This window comes from Desulfobacterales bacterium (assembly GCA_030066985.1).
Classification (GTDB): domain Bacteria; phylum Desulfobacterota; class Desulfobacteria; order Desulfobacterales; family JAHEIW01; genus JAHEIW01.
In genome coordinates, this window is the sequence record JASJAN010000039.1 from 1 (window position 1) to 15,277 (window position 15,277).

The 15,277-nt window shown below is 48.3% G+C and carries 13 protein-coding genes and 1 tRNA gene; all 14 read right to left on the minus strand.

What is annotated here, in order from left to right:
* Positions 1-2: 2 nt before the first annotated feature.
* On the minus strand, positions 3-1,196 hold the full coding sequence (tuf, locus tag QNJ26_17800; protein ID MDJ0987399.1) for an elongation factor Tu: 1,194 nt from the start codon (positions 1,194-1,196) through the stop codon (positions 3-5).
* A gap of 104 nt (positions 1,197-1,300) precedes the next feature.
* On the minus strand, positions 1,301-1,771 hold the full coding sequence (gene rpsG / locus QNJ26_17805) for a 30S ribosomal protein S7 (protein ID MDJ0987400.1): 471 nt from the start codon (positions 1,769-1,771) through the stop codon (positions 1,301-1,303).
* Positions 1,772-1,881: 110 nt separating this feature from the next.
* Positions 1,882-2,253: a 30S ribosomal protein S12 gene (rpsL, locus tag QNJ26_17810; protein MDJ0987401.1), complete on the minus strand. Its 372-nt coding sequence runs from the start codon at positions 2,251-2,253 to the stop codon at positions 1,882-1,884.
* A 137-nt stretch (positions 2,254-2,390) separates the two neighbouring features.
* Positions 2,391-6,797 carry a DNA-directed RNA polymerase subunit beta' gene (gene rpoC / locus QNJ26_17815; protein MDJ0987402.1) on the minus strand — a complete coding sequence of 1,469 codons (4,407 nt, stop codon included), beginning with the start codon at positions 6,795-6,797 and terminating at the stop codon, positions 2,391-2,393.
* 63 nt (positions 6,798-6,860) lie between these two features.
* A complete protein-coding gene (rpoB, locus tag QNJ26_17820; protein MDJ0987403.1) occupies positions 6,861-10,976 on the minus strand; it encodes a DNA-directed RNA polymerase subunit beta in 4,116 nt (1,371 codons plus the stop codon).
* A 136-nt stretch (positions 10,977-11,112) separates the two neighbouring features.
* A complete protein-coding gene (rplL, locus tag QNJ26_17825) occupies positions 11,113-11,502 on the minus strand; it encodes a 50S ribosomal protein L7/L12 (protein ID MDJ0987404.1) in 390 nt (129 codons plus the stop codon).
* 57 nt (positions 11,503-11,559) lie between these two features.
* Positions 11,560-12,081 (minus strand): 50S ribosomal protein L10, encoded by a 522-nt coding sequence (gene rplJ / locus QNJ26_17830; GenBank protein ID MDJ0987405.1) that lies wholly within the window; start codon positions 12,079-12,081, stop codon positions 11,560-11,562.
* A 282-nt stretch (positions 12,082-12,363) separates the two neighbouring features.
* Entirely contained in the window at positions 12,364-13,068 is a 705-nt protein-coding gene (gene rplA, locus QNJ26_17835; protein MDJ0987406.1) for a 50S ribosomal protein L1, read from the minus strand.
* 97 nt (positions 13,069-13,165) lie between these two features.
* Positions 13,166-13,588, minus strand: coding sequence for a 50S ribosomal protein L11 (gene rplK / locus QNJ26_17840; protein MDJ0987407.1), 423 nt, complete (start codon positions 13,586-13,588; stop codon positions 13,166-13,168).
* 157 nt (positions 13,589-13,745) lie between these two features.
* Positions 13,746-14,276: a transcription termination/antitermination protein NusG gene (gene nusG / locus QNJ26_17845; protein MDJ0987408.1), complete on the minus strand. Its 531-nt coding sequence runs from the start codon at positions 14,274-14,276 to the stop codon at positions 13,746-13,748.
* Between the two features lie 17 nt (positions 14,277-14,293).
* Positions 14,294-14,728, minus strand: coding sequence for a preprotein translocase subunit SecE (gene secE / locus QNJ26_17850; GenBank protein ID MDJ0987409.1), 435 nt, complete (start codon positions 14,726-14,728; stop codon positions 14,294-14,296).
* A 67-nt stretch (positions 14,729-14,795) separates the two neighbouring features.
* Positions 14,796-14,871: transfer RNA gene (locus QNJ26_17855), tRNA-Trp, on the minus strand.
* A gap of 121 nt (positions 14,872-14,992) precedes the next feature.
* Positions 14,993-15,142, minus strand: a complete 150-nt coding sequence (gene rpmG / locus QNJ26_17860) for a 50S ribosomal protein L33 (GenBank protein ID MDJ0987410.1) — start codon at positions 15,140-15,142, stop codon at positions 14,993-14,995.
* An 18-nt stretch (positions 15,143-15,160) separates the two neighbouring features.
* The coding region (locus QNJ26_17865) for a hypothetical protein (GenBank protein MDJ0987411.1) at positions 15,161-15,277 on the minus strand (117 nt) is incomplete at its 5' end.

Consider the following 15,277-nt stretch of genomic DNA (forward strand, 5'->3'; position numbering starts at 1 on the left):
CGTTATTCGATAATATCGCTGACCACACCGGCACCAACGGTACGACCGCCTTCACGCACCGCAAAACGCAGCTCTTTTTCCATCGCAATCGGGGTGATCAGCTCCGCCTCAATCGCTACATTGTCACCCGGCATCACCATCTCCACACCCTCAGGCAACGTCAATATCCCTGTCACATCGGTGGTGCGAAAATAAAACTGCGGCCGATAGCCACTGAAAAACGGCGTGTGACGCCCCCCTTCTTCCTTGCTTAATATATACACCTCAGCCTTGAACTTGGTGTGCGGCGTGATCGTGCCCGGAATCGCCACCACTTGACCGCGCTCAACCTCATCGCGCTTGGTGCCGCGTAACAACACACCGATGTTGTCACCCGCACGACCCTCATCCAAAAGCTTGCGAAACATCTCCACTCCCGTGCACACCGTCTTTAGCGTCGGACGGATCCCCACAATCTCCACATCATCGCCCACATGGATGATACCGCGCTCCACTCGACCCGTGACCACCGTACCCCGACCCGATATGCTAAATACATCCTCTATCGGCATCAAAAACGGCTTGTCCACATCGCGCTCAGGCTCCGGCACATACGAATCAATAGCATCCATTAACTCAAATACACACTTGGCCTCTTCACCGTCAGAATCATCGGACTCCAAGGCCTTAAGCGCCGAACCCTTGATAATGGGCGTATCATCGCCGGGAAATTCATACTTGTCCAATAACTCCCGCAACTCCAACTCCACCAGCTCAATCAACTCCTCATCATCGACCATGTCGGTTTTGTTTAAAAATACCACAATCCGCGGCACACCCACCTGACGCGCCAACAAAATGTGCTCACGGGTCTGGGGCATCGGACCATCATCGGCGCCCACCACCAATATCGCGCCGTCCATCTGCGCTGCGCCGGTGATCATGTTCTTAATGTAGTCCGCATGACCCGGACAATCCACGTGCGCATAATGCCGATTGTCGGTCTCATACTCCACATGCGCGGTGGCAATGGTAATCCCGCGCTCTTTTTCCTCAGGCGCTTTGTCAATTTGATCAAACGGTATAAAATCCGCCAAGCCTTTTTGGCCCAAATGCTTGGTGATCGCCGCTGTCAGGGTTGTCTTACCATGATCAATGTGCCCGATGGTCCCCACATTTACATGCGGCTTGGTTCGCTCAAACTTCTCCTTCGACATCTTCTCATCCTCTCATCAGTTAAACATGCACGGGCGAGGTGCATAGCACACCGTCAATGTTGTGCATTGCTATGCAATTGGCCCATGGTGAGTTGGGTTTCTGCTTACCAGCGGAAATGGGCAAAAGCCTTGTTGGCTTCAGCCATTTTATGGGTGTCTTCCTTTTTCTTTACCGAAGCGCCTCTTTTGTTGGCTGCATCCAGTAACTCCGCGGCCAGCTTATTGGCCATGCCTTTCTCCGGACGCTGGCGAGCATAAGTAATAATCCATCGAATGCCCAAAGCGGTTCTGCGGGAGGGACGAATTTCGGTTGGAACCTGATACGTTGAACCTCCCACGCGCCGGGACTTAACTTCAATCAGAGGTCGCACATTATCCACAGCTTGCTCAAACATTTTCAGCGGAGGTTCGTTCGTCTTTTCACCGATGACATCCAGCGCGTTGTACAAGGTTGACTCAGCTACGCTCTTTTTCCCATCACGCATAATACAATTGACAAACTTGGCGACTAAAACACTGCTATATTTGGAATCCGGCGTTGTAGCGCGTTCCGGAATTTCTCTACGTCTTGGCATATACTCTCCTGAAAATCGTTATTGGTTATTTGTTATTAGTTATTAGATATAAGGATGTTATCCTATCAGAATACAACGAATAACAAATAACTATAAACCAATAACTAACGTTACTTGGGTTTTTTGGCACCGTACTTGGAGCGGCCCTGTTTGCGGTCTTCAACCCCAAGCGTGTCCAAGGTCCCACGTACAATATGATAACGAACACCGGGTAAATCTTTGACGCGCCCGCCACGCACCAAAACCACTGAATGCTCCTGTAGATTGTGACCGATCCCCGGTATATAGGCGGTGACTTCAACGCCGGTCGTCAATCGCACACGCGCGACCTTGCGCAAGGCCGAATTCGGCTTTTTAGGAGTCGACGTATATACCCGTGTGCACACACCGCGCTTTTGGGGCGCACCTTTGAGCGCCGGTGTGGTTACTTTCTGTTTGACCGTTTTACGGCCTTTGCGAACAAGTTGGTTAATCGTTGGCATTCGTTATCCTCTTTATTCGTTATCCTTTTTATCTGATAAAATTACGAATCTGGTAAAATGACCGTATTTATACAGGAAACGCTGTATTGTCAAGCATTTTGTTAAAAAAACCGCTTAAAAAAAAGCTGCTGCAGCGGTTAGGGATTTTCGCTCATTTCGACCGAAACGTCACCGTAATCCTTCAAACCGGTTCCGGCTGGTATCAGCCGCCCCATGATGACGTTTTCCTTCAGTCCGCGCAAATCGTCGACCGCACCAGCGACACTGGCATCTGTCAGGACTTTGGTCGTTTCCTGGAATGAAGCGGCTGAGATAAAGCTGTCGGTACTCAACGAGGCTTTGGTGATGCCCAGAATCAAAGGCTCGGCAGTCGCCGGTTTGCCGCCTTTTTCAATGACCGCTTTATTGGTTTGTTCAAACTTGATGCGATCGACCTGCTCTTCGGTAACAAAATCAGTATCACCCACATTGAGTATTTTTACGCGTCGCATCATCTGCCGCACGATGACTTCAATATGTTTATCGTTGATGCGCACACCCTGCAGTCGATAAACCTCTTGCACTTCATCAACCAGATATCGCGCAAGGGCGACCTCGCCTTTGATGCTTAAGATGTCCTGCGGTACGGCGGAGCCGCCAATGAGTGGTTCACCGGCGCGGATGTAATCACCTTCATACACATTAATATGTTTGCCCCTTGGGATCAGGTATTCCTTCTTATCACCCACATCGACCGGTGAAATGGTCACTCTTTGTTTGCCCTTTTTGGTGCTTTTGGCAATCGACACATAGCCATCAATCTCACTTAGAACCGCAACTTCTTTGGGCTTACGAACTTCAAAAAGCTCGGCCACTCGAGGCAAACCGCCGGTAATATCTTTGGTTTTGGTGGTGGCCCTGGGCAGTTTGGCAACTACATCGCCGGCTTTAACCGGATCGGTCTCCTCAACGAGCAAAATGGCATTGACAGGCAGAATATAGCGAGCCATGGCCGATGATCCAGGCAGTTTGGCGGTTTTGCTGTCTTTATCCTTAATGGATATGCGCGGCCGCTCATCGCCGCTCCTGGACTCGATAATGGTTTTACTGGATTTTCCGGTGATCGGGTCAACCTTTTCCTGCATGGTTTGTCCTGCGAGAATATCACCAAACTTTACGGTGCCGTTAACCTCGGCAATAATCGGAGTGGTAAACGGATCCCAGGTCGCCAGCAGGTCACCGGCTTTTACTTTGCCGCGATCTTTGACCTTGATGTGCGCCCCGTAGATAACCGGAAAGGTTTCCAGTTCACGTCCGGTTTTGCTGATAATGGTAAACTTACCACCGCGTCGGTTCATGACCACCAACTGACCTTCAGAATTGTTAGCGACATTCAGATCAACATATTTAATGGTTCCGTCCGTGCGCGCTCGAATATCGGCCTGCTCCACCCGCCGACTGGCGGTACCACCGATGTGAAATGTGCGCATGGTCAACTGGGTGCCGGGCTCCCCGATGGACTGAGCGGCCAGGATCCCAACAGCCTGCCCGATTTCTACGGGCCGTCCATGCGCCAGATCGCGGCCGTAACATTTGCTGCACACACCTCTTTGGGCCTTGCAGGTTAAAACAGAGCGAATCTTGATATTGGTGATGCCGGTTTCTTCTATGGCTTTGACCGCAGCTTCATCAATATCATCTCCATTTTTGGCGACAACTTCATCGGTATACGGATCATGAATATCTTCCAGCAGTGTTCGCCCTAAAATTCGTTCACCCAGCCGTTGAATGATCTCACCACCTTCCATCAACGGTTCCACTTCAACGCCTAAGGTGGTGCCGCAATCACGCTCGTTGACCACACAATCCTGAGCAACATCAGCAAGGCGGCGTGTCAGATAACCGGAATTGGCTGTTTTAAGGGCCGTATCTGCCAGACCTTTGCGTGCACCGTGCGTAGAGATGAAGTATTGAAGCACAGACAGGCCCTCGCGGAAATTGGCGCTGATGGGTGTTTCAATAATTTCACCCGAAGGTTTGGCCATCAATCCGCGCATTCCGGCAAGCTGTCGCATCTGATCCTTGCTGCCACGTGCGCCCGAATCCGCCATCATAAAGATAGGATTGAAGCTTTCAGCATAAACCGGCTTTGGGGCCTTTTTCGCGGCCGGTTTGCCGCCTTGGTCAACGGCACGCTCCAATTTCATTGCCTCCATCATTTCATTGGCGACATCATCGGTTGCTTTGGCCCAAATATCGACGACTTTGTTGTATTTTTCTCCCTGGGTAATAAGACCCTCGGTGTACTGACGTCCAATCTCAGCGACCTGCCCTTCCGCTTTTTTCAAAATATCCCATTTGGCTGAGGGAATGATCATGTCGTCAATTGCGATCGATAGGCCGCCCTGGGTAGAGTATTTATAACCGACATCCTTGAGTCGATCGGAAAGAATGACAGTGGCTTTGGCGCCCAGATTCCGATAGACATAATCCACCAACTGACGCAGCATCTTTTTATCCATCACATCATTGACAATATCAAATGGGATGGCGGGCTCTTTGGAGATAATCTCAAAAATATGATAGGCATTATCGGCAAATATGATGTCACTGGTATTGCCAGCTTTTAAGGAGAACAAAGCTTCGATATCGGCTTCGCGACAGGCAAATACGCTGCGAAATTCATTAAAGCTCAGTTTCCCGATCAGCCCTTTATCTTGTTTATCCGGACTTTGTGAATATTTTTTGACCAGATTGGCGAACTTTCGGCCGGCATTGATGTGTGTGATAACCTCAGCGGCAGTCTCTTCAGTGTCGACCTGGATATGGCCTAACTCCAGGATATCCACCTGGGGAATAATTTCCCACAAAAGAACCCGCCCAACAGTTGTCTCATAGCGCTGACCATGCATACGCACTGTGATTTTGGCGTGCAAATCAACTTCTTTGGCATCAAAGGCCGTTTGAACCTCATCCACATTCGCAAAGATCTTGCCTTCACCTTTGCGTTTGTCTACGCCCCGGGTCATGTAGTATGTGCCCAAAACAATATCCTGACTCGGCACGATAATGGGGCTTCCATTGGCCGGTGAAAGAATATTATTGCTGGAAAGCATTAACACGCGGGCCTCGATCTGAGATTCGACTGATAGCGGCACATGGACCGCCATCTGATCACCGTCAAAGTCTGCGTTGAAGGCTGTACAGACAAGCGGATGCAGCTGAATGGCTTTACCCTCGATCAAAATGGGCTCAAAAGCCTGAATACCCAACCGGTGCAGTGTGGGTGCACGATTCAGCAGAACCGGATATTCTTTGACCACCTCATCGAGTGTGTCCCAGACTTCCGGAATTTCACGTTCCACCATTTTCTTGGCGCTTTTAACCGTAGAGACAAGCCCTTTTTGCTCTAATCGAAAATAGACAAACGGCTTAAACAGCTCGAGGGCCATCTTTTTCGGTAAACCACACTGGTGCAAACGCAAATCCGGACCCACGGTAATAACGGTACGCCCGGAATAATCCACGCGTTTACCCAGCAAGTTTTGTCGAAATCGGCCCTGCTTTCCTTTTAGGGTGTCGCTTAAAGACTTTAAAGGCCGTTTATTGGTGCCGGTGATCACGCGGCCATGGCGTCCGTTATCAAACAGGACATCGACGGATTCTTGCAGCATGCGTTTTTCATTGCGCACGATAATTTCAGGAGCTTTAAGATCAATCAGGCGTTTTAAGCGATTGTTGCGATTAATCACGCGTCGATACAGATCATTGAGGTCGGAGGTTGCAAAGCGGCCGCCCTCTAACGGGACCAGAGGTCTTAAATCAGGTGGTAGGACTGGAATCACATCCATAATCATCCAGATCGGATCAACGCCTGATTTGCGAAAGGCATCTACAATTTTCAGTCGCTTGGACAGTTTCTGCCGCTTGGCAACGGAACCCGTGGCTTTGATATCTGCCTTAAGCTCAGTATAAAGCTCCTCCAGATTAATGTTTTGCAACAAGGTTTGAACCGCCTCAGCACCGATACCAGCTTCAAACTTCGGGCCATATTCTTCCAGCGCCTCCATATATTTTTCATCCGAAAGCAATTGGCCTTTGGTCAACGCTGTGTTCTTGGGATCCAGCACGATATAACTGTCAAAATAAAGAACTTTTTCCATGTTCTTTAAGGTTAAATCCAGCAGGTTGCCAATCTTGCTTGGCAGGCTTTTTAAAAACCAGATATGCGAGACCGGTGTCGCCAGCTCAATATGTGCCATTCGCTCACGTCGCACTTTGGACTGGATAACCTCTACGCCGCACTTTTCGCAAATAACACCTCGATGCTTCATGCGTTTATATTTACCGCAATTGCACTCATAATCTTTGGTTGGGCCGAAAATTTTGGCACAAAAGAGCCCATCGCGCTCAGGTTTAAATGTGCGGTAGTTAATCGTTTCCGGCTTTTTAATCTCACCATGCGACCATTTGCGAATTTGCTCCGGCGAAGCCAGCGCAATTCGAATACCGAAATATTTTCTTGGATCAGTCGGTTTGGCAAAAAAATCGTAAAGAGTTTCCATTGCGTATTCCTATAGGTTTGGGTTGAGTTTAAAATCTACCCCGCCAAGATTTCTAAAAAACTATTATGACCTTTTGGCTTCCAACTCGCTTTCTTCCAGGAGCGCTATATCCAACCCAAGGGCTTGCAATTCCTTGGTCATGACCCGGAAAGATTCAGGAATCCCAGGCTCGAGAACATTTTGACCTTTGACGATTTTTTCGTACATCCGCGTCCGGCCAGCCATGTCATCGGATTTCACGGTTAAAAATTCCTGTAGCGCATATGCGGCGCCATAGGCTTCCATAGCCCAGACTTCCATTTCTCCGAGGCGCTGCCCGCCAAACTGGGCTTTGCCGCCTAACGGTTGTTGCGTCACCAGCGAATAGGGGCCGATCGAGCGCGCATGAATTTTGTCGTCAACAAGATGATGCAGCTTCATCACGTACATCGTCCCCACAGTGACCTTGTCATCAAAAGGCTCGCCACTGCGGCCATCGTAGAGGATGGCCTGGCCACTTTCATCCAGTCCGGCTTCCTTTAGCAACGCTTTGATTTCATCTTCTTTAGCACCGTCAAAAACCGGAGTCGCCATATGAACCCCTTCTTTATAGAAGCGCGCGAAATCGAACAGCTGCTTTTCATTCAAACTGTCGATTGCTTTGCGCTGTAACGGTACGGCAAAAATCTTCTTCATTTTATCGCGTAATGCTTTGACTTTTTGATCATGCACCAACGCATTGAGTTGATCGCCAAGCCCCTTGGCGGCCAGGCCCAAATGAATTTCCAAAATCTGGCCGACATTCATACGCGATGGGACTCCCAACGGATTAAGCACCATGTCGACTGGAGCGCCGTCTTCAAAATAAGGCAGATCCTCAATCGGCAAAATACGGGATACAACGCCTTTGTTGCCGTGACGACCGGCCATTTTGTCGCCCACCGACAGTTTGCGTTTCATGGCGACATAAACTTTAACCATTTTGATGACACCCGGTGGAAGATCATCTCCTTTTTCGTAGCGACTAACCTGCTGTTCGAAGGCCAGCCGGCAGAGTTCGCGTTGATCACGGTAGCGTTCCAGGATCTCATGTACTTGCTGGCTGACTTTGAGATCTTTGAGGACAAGTCCTTCCAGCTGGGCCAGCGGAATCTGGACCAAAATATCGGCTGATAGTTTGGCGCCATTCTCAACGTAAACCTTGCGGCCTTTCTTCAAAGCAGCCATAGCCTTTTTGCCGATTAGCAAGTCGGCCAACTGGGTGCGAACGACCTCTTCAATCACCGCCAGTTCATCGTCACGGTCCTTTTCCAGTGATGCAATTTCTTCGTCTTCGATCAGGCGTGTTCGGTCGTCCTTATCAATGCCGCGTCTGGAGAAAACTTTGGCATCGATTACGATACCCTGGACCCCCGGCGGCACTCGCAGAGAAGTATCTTTGACATCCCCGGCCTTTTCTCCGAAGATAGCCCGCAGCAGTTTTTCTTCTGGTGAAAGCTGGGTCTCACCTTTGGGAGTGATTTTCCCAACCAGTATATCCCCTTGCTGAACTTCAGCGCCTAGATGAATAATTCCGCTGTCATCCAGATTTTTTAAAGCTTCTTCACCGACATTGGGAATATCTCGCGTGATTTCTTCTTTGCCCAACTTTGTGTCTCGGGCGACGACTTCAAATTCTTCAATATGAACAGAGGTGTAGACGCCATCGCGCACCAATCTTTCACTCACCAAAATCGAATCTTCAAAGTTGTATCCGCCCCAGGGCATAAAGGCCACGGTAACATTCTTGCCCAAGGCCAGCTCACCTTGATCGGTTGCAGGGCCATCAGCTATGATCTGCCCAGCTTCAACCCATTCGCCTTTGCGCACAATCGGACGATGGTTAAAACAGGTATTTTGATTGGATCGTATGAATTTGGAAAGGTTATAAATCGTGACATCTTTTCCTGAAGGTTTCCCCGCCGGATGATGCTTTAGGACGATCCGGGAAGCATCAACATGAGCCACTTCAGCATCGCGTTTGGCCACCACAGCAACTCCGGAATCCCGGGCTACCACCCCTTCGATTCCGGTTCCGACCAGCGGTGCAGAGTTAATCAGCAGCGGCACTGCCTGACGTTGCATGTTGGAACCCATCAGTGCCCTGTTGGCGTCATCGTTTTCCAAAAAAGGAATCAATGAGGCCGAAACACTCACCAGCTGATTGGGTGAAATGTCCATTAAGTCAATTTTTTGCTTTTCGACCATCATAAATTCGCCGGCAACACGACTGGTAACCAGGGGGTTTACGTAAGCACCCCTATTATCAATGGGTGCGTTGGCCTGAGCGATAGGATGATCTTTTTCCTCAAATGCATCCAAAAATTTGACTTCTTCGGAGACCTTGGCGGAGTTGACAACTCGGTAAGGCGTCTCGATGAAACCATAGGGGTTCACGCGCGCATAGGTGCTCAGGGATACAATCAAACCGATATTTGGCCCCTCCGGGGTTTCGATGGGGCAAATGCGGCCATAATGTGAAGGGTGGACATCGCGGACCTCAAAACCGGCTCGCTCACGGGTAAGGCCCCCGGGCCCTAGTGCGCTGAGTCGCCGCTTGTGGGTTGTCTCAGAAAGCGGATTGGTTTGATCCATAAACTGTGATAATTGGCTGGTGCCAAAAAATTCTTTTACCACCGCTGATACGGGCTTGGGATTTACCAGATCGTGCGGCATAAGCGCATCAACTTCTTGAAGGCTCATGCGTTCTTTGATAGCACGCTCCATTCGCACCAGGCCGATTCGATATTGATTTTCAAGCAATTCACCAACGGCGCGAACCCGACGGTTACCCAAATGGTCAATATCATCCACAACGCCCTGCGTATCCCGCAATTGGACCAATGCTTTAGCCGTCAGCAAAATATCTTCTTTGCGCAAAATATTTAAATTGATTTCACTTCCGATACCCAGACGCTGATTGATTTTTAGCCGCCCAACACCGGAAAGGTCGTAATAGGTAGACCTGAAAAACAAATTATCGATAAAATCCTGTGCCACCTCTGGTGTCGCCGGATTGCCGGGTCGCAACCGCCGATAGATTTCAATCAGTGCTTCTTCTTTGGTTTCAACCTTGTCCAGCAACAGCGTCTTGCGAATCGAGTCGCTATTGTTGGCCGAATCGACATACAACAAATCAAATTCGGTGATGCCATTTTCACTGAGCTTGGTCAATGTATCTTCTTCGACAATTTCAGTAACTTTTGCGAGCGGCTCTCCGCCATTCGGATCAACAATGGTTGCGGCAAAAGCACGATCGACAATCTCCTCCACGTTGATGGGAATCATCTTGGTCCGTAGAGATTTGAGGCGTTTAATCGCCTTAATGGTAAACACACGGCCTTTTTTAACTATGACGTCTCCGCTTTTGGCGTCACGCACATCCTTGCTCGCTCTTTTGCCTTTTAGAAATTCTTCGTTGAATTCTTTAAAATAACGTTTGCCTTTAACAAAGATCTTTTCAGTTTGATAGTAGTAGTTGAGAAGATCTTCGGTAGTGTAACCAAACGCTTTAAACAGCAACGTGACCGGAAACTTGCGCCTGCGGTCGATGCGAATATGGACAATATCTTTTGGATCGACTTCCATGTCAATCCAGGAGCCCCGAACCGGTATAATTCGAGAGCTGTAGATAATTTTTCCGCTGGAATGGCTTTTACCTTTGTCGTGGTCAAAAAACACACCGGATGATCGGTGCAGCTGGCTGACAACAACGCGTTCGGTCCCGTTTATAATGAATGTTCCTTTTTCAGTCATTAAGGGGATCGTACCAAAGTATATTTCCTGTTCCTTGATGTCGCGGATATTTGAAACACCGGTATCATTATCAATTTCATAGACCACCAAACGCACGGTAATCCGAATCGGTATCTCGTAAGTCATACCCCGGTGAACGCATTCCTCAATGCTGTGTTTAACCTCACCGAATCGGTAAGATACAAATTCAAGGGATGCACTACCGGTAAAATCTTTAATCGGAAAAACAGACTTAAACACGGTCTGCAATCCGATTTCTTCCCTTTTTTCGGGAGGAATGTCCATCTGCAGGAGCCGTTGAAAAGACTCGCGCTGCATCCCGATAAGATCAGGAATTCCCACGATCTGTTTTATCTTTCCAAAATTTTTCCGAATCCGTTTTGGTGCCAAAGAACTTTTTGACATGGCATCTCCACTGTTGGTTGGGGTTATGATTTGCTGTTTTAAGTGATTAGAATCAACAGGCATTTTGCCGGCACCGAGCAAGGGGGCCATCACCGTTTGCGATGGGCCCCTCCTTGCCCAATGAGTTCAGGTGAATCTACTTAACCTCCACCTGGGCACCTGCTTCTTCAAGCTGTGCTTTAACTTTTTCAGCTTCTTCTTTGGGCACACCTTCTTTGACCGGTTTGGGAACTTCGTCAACCAATGCCTTGGCATCTTTTAATCCCAGTCCAGTGATGGCCCGAACTTCTTTGATGACCGCAATTTTCTTGTCGCCAGCGGCAGTTATAATGACATCAAATTCGGTCTTTTCTTCTGCAGCCGCGGCCTCGCCCGCCGCTGCCCCCGGAGCCACCATGGCCACCGGTGCCGCTGCAGACACACCAAATTTTTCCTCCATTTCTTTAACCAGCTCACTGAGCTCAAGAACTGACATATTTGCCACAAATTCAATTACATCTTCTTTCGTAATACTTTCTTTCGCCATTTTTTCCTCCAGTTTAAATTACGCCATCACGAGGTGATGGTTTTTACGTTGAGACGTTTAGGCTGCTTCTTTTTGCCCCTTGAGCGCCTGTAAAACATTGATCAATTGTCGCGGAATTTCTGCGAGCGTTCTGACAAAGCCAGCTGGCACACTGTTCATGGCTGAAACGAACATGCCCAATAAAGCTTCCTTCGACGGCAAAGCCGCAAGCGCTGTTATCTGACTGCTGTCCAAAACCGCGCCATCCAAGACCCCGACTTTGATATCAAACACATCATTGTCTTTTGCAAAGTCGGTTAATACCTTTGCCGGTGAAACCGGATCGCCATAACTCAATGCCACAGCATTGGGGCCTTTAAAGGTATCCTTGACCAAAGCCACATCCGTGCCTTCCGAAGCTCTGATCAGAAGCGAATTTTTAGCGACTTGGTACTCCACTTCTTCCGCAGAGAGTTTACGACGTAGATCATTAATGGCAGCGACATCTAATCCCTTGTAATCGGTTACGAATACAGCTGCAGCCTTTGAAAAGCGTTCATTTAGATCCTGCGCAATGCGTTTTTTCTCTTCTAAATTCACGAGTTATATTACACCCCCTTTCCATTTTTCTGACAAAACCGGAGGAGTTCATATTGCCGAGTTGCAATTGTCGATAGCAAGTTTCTGCACGGCTCAATGCTGTCCAGAAACGGGAATCTCACAACTGTCTCGGCAGGCCGGCAGTGCCGATTAAACACAACCACAGCTGGATGCCATGTTTGTGAACCTACGGTCTTTGACAGATGATATTTATATCAAGCGCCGCTGGCGACGCTCATATGCCGCTCAAATAAAATCACCGAATCAGGTTTACACGCTTTGTTATTTTAACAGGTCCTTAACCAGGGCCGCATCGATCTTAACACCCGGCCCCATGGTCGTCGAGATGGCAATACCTTTAAGGTAAGTCCCTTTACTGGAAGCCGGTTTAAGGCGCATAATGGTATCGAAAAATGCAGCCATGTTCTGCACAATCTTGTCAACACCGAAGGATACTTTTCCCATCGGCGCATGCACGATGCCTGCTTTTTCAACTCTGAAGTCAATCTTTCCGGCCTTAAGATCCTCGATAGCCCGAGCGACCTCAAACGTAACCGTCCCGCTTTTGGCATTTGGCATCAGTCCGCGAGGTCCCAGCAATTTTCCGATCTTTCCAACCGCGCCCATCATATCCGGTGTGGCAACGGCTTTGTCGAAGCCAAACCAGCCACCTTTAATTTTTTCAATCAAATCGTCATTGCCGACGAAATCAGCTCCGGCATCGGAAGCCTCTGTTTCTTTTTCGCCCTTTGCAAAGACCAACACCTTGATATCCTTGCCGGTTCCATGGGGCAAGACCACGCTGCCCCGGACCATCTGATCAGCATGCCTGGGATCAACGCCCAGCTTTACAGCCAAATCAACTGTTTCATCAAACTTGGCATACGCTGTATCCAAGGTCATCTGCACGGCATCATTGAAGTTGCTGACACCTTCTGATTCGATTTTTTTCTTGGAATCTAGATATTTTTTCCCCCGTTTCGGCATCTTTCTAAATATCTCCCTCAGTCACGTTACAGGTGCTGATTGCCGTTGGATTCGCCCTGGCGTATCCGCTTTGCAACCGCACCGAACAACGGTATTTTTAGCTAACTTCTATGCCCATACTTCTTGCGGTGCCTGCAATAATTTTGCAGGCCGCGTCCAGATCATTGGCGTTTAAGTCAACCATTTTTAATTTTGCTATCTCTTCGACTTGCTGGCGTGTCACAGACCCAACGAGTTCGCGTTTAGGGTCTGCGGCACCTTTTGCAATTTGCGCCGCCTTCTTCAGCAAAACTGCCGCTGGCGGCGTTTTGGTGATAAATGTAAAAGACCGATCCTGATAAACGGTGATAACAACCGGTATAATCATGCCTTCTTCATCGGCGGTTTTGGCGTTAAAGGCTTTGCAAAAATCCATAATATTGACGCCATGTTGCCCCAGGGCAGGACCAATGGGTGGCGATGGATTGGCTTTACCAGCTTCTACCTGCAATTTGATCATTGCCAATACTTTTTTTGCCATTTGTTTTTACCTACTTCAGTTAGTTGTTAATAGTTATTTGTTATTCGTTATTAGGATTTGATGTTTGATGATATTTAAACACGCGTCGCTTTCGCTTTTACGAATAACCAATAACAAATAACGAATAACTCCGGTTTGGGTTTTAACCCAAACCGGGTCACAGTTTTTGGACCTGGACAAACTCCAACTCAACCGGTGTCGAACGACCAAAAATGCTGACCAGTACTTTAATCTTACCCTTTTCAGGATTGACTTCCTGAACCGTCCCATTAAAATTAGTGAAAGGCCCATCGATAACTCGAACCTCATCTCCGGATTCAAAAAAATACTTTGGTTGCGGTTTAAGCTTGCCAGCTTCCATACGATTTAAAATTCGCGCTGCTTCTTCCTCAGAAATTGGCGTTGGTTTGCGTCGACCGCCCAAAAACCCCGTAACCTTGGCTGTATCATTAACGATATGCCAGGTTTCGTCGTTTAGATCCATCTGCACCAGAATATAGCCCGGATAAAACTTACGTGCCGATGTTTTGCGTTTGCCTTTAACCAATTCAACAATCTCTTCGGTTGGTACAACAACCTCTCCGAATTTATCCGCATGTTGAGATGAGGCGATGCGTTCTTCCAAACTGACTTTGACTTTGTTTTCAAAGCCTGAATATACGTGGATGATATACCATTTTAGCGCCAATCGTTTGCCTCCTCGTTTTATTGCAAGACGACACGGATCAGATTGGATAAGCCGATATCAACGAATCCGAGAAAAAGTGAAATGATTAAGACCAACACAATCACAACCGCTGTCGAGCCGATCGTTTGTTTGCGCGATGGCCAGGTCACTTTTTTAAGCTCTATCTTAACCTCTCGTAAAAACTGAATCGCCGATTGCAGAAAATTTGTTTTTGGTTTCGCAGCCGCAGTACTGGTCACCTGAGATGGTTTTTTGGCGGCAAGCGTTTTTGTCACCTGGGTTTCTTTACTTCGCTTAGTTGCGCGGGCTTTTACCTTTCCGCTCACCTCAGCGGCTTGCTGACTCTTTTTAGATGCTGCGGATGCGGCTGATTTCTTCTTCTTTTTCTTGGCGCCAGAAGTTTTTTTGCGTTGTAGGCGTCCCATATTACTCCTAAAATGCTTAAAGCTCAAAGCGTCAAAGATATGAGGAATCCCAACGTTCCCTGACCTTCAAACCCTGAGCCTTTAAATAAGGAGATGGCAGGCCAGGAGGGATTCGAACCCCCAACCGCCGGATTTGGAGTCCGATGCTCTACCGTTAGAGCTACTGGCCTGCATCCTTAAATTGGAATTGGTTCATCAAAAACGAGCTTTGGCGATACGAACGGTTTGCCGAAGCCTCCATTTATGCGTAAATTCAACAATCGTGTTTCAGCCGATGCTATCCGGAAGTGGTTATTTGGTCTCCCGGTGTGGTGTATGCTTGCGACAAAAGCGACAATATTTGTTGAATTCCAGTTTATCAGGCGTTGTCCGCTTGTTTTTTGTGGTTGTATAGTTTCTTCTTTTGCATTCCGTACATGCAAGGGTAACGATTATTCTCACCGTTCGACTCCTATGGCGTTATTCGATAATATCGCTGACCACACCGGCACCAACGGTACGACCGCCTTCACGCACCGCAAAACGCAGCTCTTTTTCCATCGCAATCGGGGTGATCAGCTCCGCCTCAATCGCTAC

Coding starts and splice junctions, on each gene's coding strand:
- tuf (MDJ0987399.1), bottom strand. CDS start 1,196: ATGTCGAAGGAGAAGTTTGAGCGAACCAAGCCGCATGTAAATGTGGGG.
- rpsG (MDJ0987400.1), bottom strand. CDS start 1,771: ATGCCAAGACGTAGAGAAATTCCGGAACGCGCTACAACGCCGGATTCC.
- rpsL (MDJ0987401.1), bottom strand. CDS start 2,253: ATGCCAACGATTAACCAACTTGTTCGCAAAGGCCGTAAAACGGTCAAA.
- rpoC (MDJ0987402.1), bottom strand. CDS start 6,797: ATGGAAACTCTTTACGATTTTTTTGCCAAACCGACTGATCCAAGAAAA.
- rpoB (MDJ0987403.1), bottom strand. CDS start 10,976: ATGTCAAAAAGTTCTTTGGCACCAAAACGGATTCGGAAAAATTTTGGA.
- rplL (MDJ0987404.1), bottom strand. CDS start 11,502: ATGGCGAAAGAAAGTATTACGAAAGAAGATGTAATTGAATTTGTGGCA.
- rplA (MDJ0987406.1), bottom strand. CDS start 13,068: ATGCCGAAACGGGGGAAAAAATATCTAGATTCCAAGAAAAAAATCGAA.
- rplK (MDJ0987407.1), bottom strand. CDS start 13,588: ATGGCAAAAAAAGTATTGGCAATGATCAAATTGCAGGTAGAAGCTGGT.